This is a genomic window from Borrelia crocidurae (assembly GCF_000825665.2).
GTDB lineage: Bacteria > Spirochaetota > Spirochaetia > Borreliales > Borreliaceae > Borrelia > Borrelia duttonii.
Genome location: NZ_LN609267.1, coordinates 537,730 through 541,578, shown reverse-complemented (window position 1 = coordinate 541,578; position 3,849 = coordinate 537,730). Strand labels below are relative to the sequence as shown.

The 3,849-nt window shown below is 26.2% G+C and carries 3 protein-coding genes; 1 reads left to right on the top strand and 2 read right to left on the bottom strand.

Annotated elements, in window-relative coordinates:
• Positions 1 to 99 precede the first annotated feature (99 nt).
• The gene (locus BN1173_RS02665; protein WP_012538959.1) at positions 100 to 555 is read left to right on the top strand and encodes a hypothetical protein; all 456 of its coding nucleotides are present in this window, start codon (positions 100 to 102) and stop codon (positions 553 to 555) included.
• Positions 556 to 784: 229 nt separating this feature from the next.
• Here BN1173_RS02665 and BN1173_RS02660 read toward each other — a convergent pair whose 3' ends face one another.
• Positions 785 to 2,290 carry a PP2C family protein-serine/threonine phosphatase gene (locus BN1173_RS02660; protein ID WP_246040032.1) on the bottom strand — a complete coding sequence of 502 codons (1,506 nt, stop codon included), beginning with the start codon at positions 2,288 to 2,290 and terminating at the stop codon, positions 785 to 787.
• A complete protein-coding gene (gene nadE / locus BN1173_RS02655) occupies positions 2,283 to 3,833 on the bottom strand; it encodes an NAD(+) synthase (protein WP_040236418.1) in 1,551 nt (516 codons plus the stop codon). The genes BN1173_RS02660 and nadE overlap by 8 nt, the downstream gene beginning before the upstream one ends.
• Positions 3,834 to 3,849 lie beyond the last annotated feature (16 nt).

Here is a 3,849-nt window from a genome sequence, read left to right as displayed (position 1 = left end):
ATAAAGAATTAAAATATCAATATTGGTTGTATAAAAGCAAAAAACTTAATAAAATTAATAAAAGCACACAGCAAATATAAAATAGGAGTAACAAGATAGATGAAAATTCCAAAAAACTATATTCCAGGAACAAACCCTTACAAATCTCTTCCTAAAAAGCCTATTATAGAATCAACAAAAAAAATATCAAAAAAACAAGAACAAATTAATGCAGAAATAATGAATTCACAAGAAAAAATACTAAAATTATACATGAGAAGACTACAAAAGAAAGAACAAATGATGCTTCAAACCTTCATTGTAGAAGGACATAAAGTTGGATCTAAAATTTTTAACAATTTGCCAAAAACTTTAAAAGAAATAATAACTATAATGAATATAGAATCTTTCAAGATATTACTTAAAAATACAAAAAACCCTATAAAAAAACTTTATATTAAATTCTCAAGCTGGACATTAAATAAACTCTTAAAATCTATCGACAATTCAAGCATCAAACAAGACAAAAAAACATCTATAAAAAATACACAAAAACAGAAAACCAAAAACAAATAATAAATCTTTTTATAAATAACTCAAAGAAAAATACACATAATTTCTATAAAAATAGAAATTATATCATCCCATTTAATGATTAAAGTTTAATACAAAACGACAATCAAAAGCATATACTATATTTAATTATATAAGAAGACCAAGACAGCTACTAATAAATAATAAACTCTAAAATAGAAAAATCATCTCTAAATACATTATATTTTGACAAATTTAACATTTTATTATACTAATGTTGTAAAACAAAGCTATCTAGATTTAATGTATTTTTTTTTAATATTTTATAAAAATCATCAATAGACATTATTATATCCTGATTATTTTCAATCTCATAAACACCATCACTAAAAAGTAACAGATGTGAAAATTTGTTCAAATAACATTCATTCTCCTTGCAAGGATACATTTTTTCAATTCCAAGAATGGCACCTTTACTCTTAAGATAAATATTACCTTTTTCACTCAAAACAACAGCAGGAGGTGCCCCTGCTGATGCAAATCTTAAATGTTTAGTCTTTACATTTAAAACACCATACCATAACGTAATAAACATATCACTTCTGAATTTCATAAAATAAGTATTAACATAATTTAATACCTTATAAGGACTAATGTCATTATTATTCATAACATAAGAATTAATAACACTTGAAACATTAAGGGATAAGAGTGCAGAACCCACTCCATGCCCAGAAATATCTATTAAATAAATTATTAAATTATCATCATTAACAAAATAATAATTAAAAAAATCACCCCCTATTCTTTTTGATGGAACAAAGATCCAATTAGAATGAAAAAATTCGTTTCGGGTCTTCTTGGGTAATAAATTTTCAATATAATTTCCAGCCTCAATAAGCTCACTCTCAACACATTCTCTACCATGCAAAACAAGATCTAAATATTTTTGTCCCTGTTCTATCACCTTTTTCTTTTTAAGAAAACTAGTTATTCTAATATCCAATACCAATAAATCCAAACTTTTAAAGAAATAATCATCAACTTGTTCTTCAATAAAAGTTTGAATAATATCTTTTCTGGTTATCTGAGAAATAACAATAACAGGAACCATTTCATAAAGACTATTACTCTTAATATTTCTAAGTAAATCTAAAATCATCTGAATATTTTCATCCGAATTTAAATCAAGAATAATCAAATCATAAAAATTATCACAGAGTAATTGACTAAACAAATCTACAGTATTTGCAGCTATAACAATATAGTCTTTTAAAATCAAATAATTGAAAAGTTTTGTACTATAAGCACTCTCACAAGAAAAAATTAATAACTGATTACCACCCTTATTTGCATCTTTTCTATTCTTAAGAGCAGAAGAGAAAACCATATTCTCAAACTCAATCTCTATATAAGATATTACCGATAAAATTTTACAAGAAATGGCCTTAAAAAAGGCAATACCAGCATCTCCAATTCCACTATAATGCATAGAATTATCTATTAATTCCAAAGACAAATATAAATAAGACATTAAATCGCACTTCATGCTTCTAAGCATAAATTTACCCAACTTCAAATCTTTAGAATCTGCAAACTCTCCCTGAAATTTATTAGCAATATCTAAAGTTAATTCAAGGTAATTAGTAATATCATCATAAAAATATCTAGGAGTTTCTTTATAGAGTGCATAAGAATAAGTATTGATAAGTAAAAAAATCTCTTCTATTTTTAAACCAAATTCATTTAATACATTAATAACATTATTACTATTCATCCTCAATCAACGCAACTCTTGAAATAGGAAGAAAAATATCGCTACCAAACGCCTTTTTGGAAACTTTAACTATCATAGAACCTTTCCTTCTCTTATACTCACTCCCAGAATAAAGATCTAACACTCTTACAACCACTTCTTTCCCAAAAGATTTGTAAAGCAATTCCAAAGGCTCATTTTCAAGTAGATACCTATTTAATATATCATCAAGAACTTCATACGTAGGAAGAGAATCACTATCTTTTTGATCAGCTCTAAGTTCTGCAGAAGGTTCTTTTAAAAGGATATTACTAAAAATAACTTCCCTACCTTCTTTTTTATTTACATATCTTGCAAGATTATAAACATCTAGCTTAAATAAATCTCCAATCAAAGAAATTCCACCACAAGAATCACCATAAAGCGTACAATAACCAACAGCAATTTCACTCTTATTACCAGTATTCAAAAGTAAAGATCTATTTGCATTACTATAAGACATTAAAAACAATCCTCTAAGTCTAGCTTGAAGATTTTCTTCAGTAACTCCCTTTGTATTTAAATACCCATCAAGATAATCCAAAGAAAATTGAAACATGCTTTCAATTGGCATATGAATCAATTTAAATCCCAATTCATTAGCAAGTCTTTCTGCATCCAAAACAGAACCTTTTGATGAAAATCTACTAGGCATAGAAATACCTACAACTCTATTAGCACCTAAAGCTGTACATGCAATATAAGCAATAAGAGCAGAATCAATACCACCAGAAACACCCAAATGAACTTTTTCAAAGCCTGCAAGCGCAACATACTCTCTCAAGCTAATAACCAATGCTCCAAGAAGTTTATCAAAAATTTTGGATTCACAATCAAACTCTAAATCATAAAATTCTTCATTAAATAAAATATCATATTCAAATTCTTTGGCTTGTTTTATTTTTCCATATTTATTAATAAAAAAACTCAAACCATCAAATACTATAGAATCATAAATGCCATATAAATTGGCATAAGCAATTTCCAAATTATTTTTTATAGCTACATCTTTAAAAAACTCAAGTCTTAAATTATTTTTTTCACAAGTAAAATAAGATTTTGATGGAATTACAAGATAATCAATTTTACTAAAAGAATCATGAAATTTGTACTGAGGCTTATGAAACAAGAGTTCATCATCTAAATTTAAAACAGCAATACTTTGACCTTTATAACTAAATAATACTGGGACATTAACTTCTCTAGTTGTCAAAATATACTGATGATCACTTACCACAGATATACAGTCAAATAATTTGCCATTATAAAAATTATAATGTCCAAATACAACACAAAGCCCAGCATCAACTTGTCCTTTTATAAAATCAATACAATACAAAATCTTTTTAACGTATTCGGGTCTATAAAACAAACTTTCATATTCAATACCCTCAATAAAAATAAAAGGAAAAACTAAAATATCAACCTTATTTTGAATAGCATACTCATAATTTACCTTAAATTCATTTAAAATTTCATTAAACCTAAAAATTCGACACTTTATCTGAGCTACACATATTTTCACAAAGTAAATAATAAGC

What these genes read in the sequence shown, in the direction of transcription:
- BN1173_RS02665 (WP_012538959.1), top strand. Translation starts at nt 100, where the DNA reads ATGAAAATTCCAAAAAACTATATTCCAGGAACAAACCCTTACAAATCT.
- BN1173_RS02660 (WP_246040032.1), bottom strand. Translation starts at nt 2,290, where the DNA reads ATGAATAGTAATAATGTTATTAATGTATTAAATGAATTTGGTTTAAAA.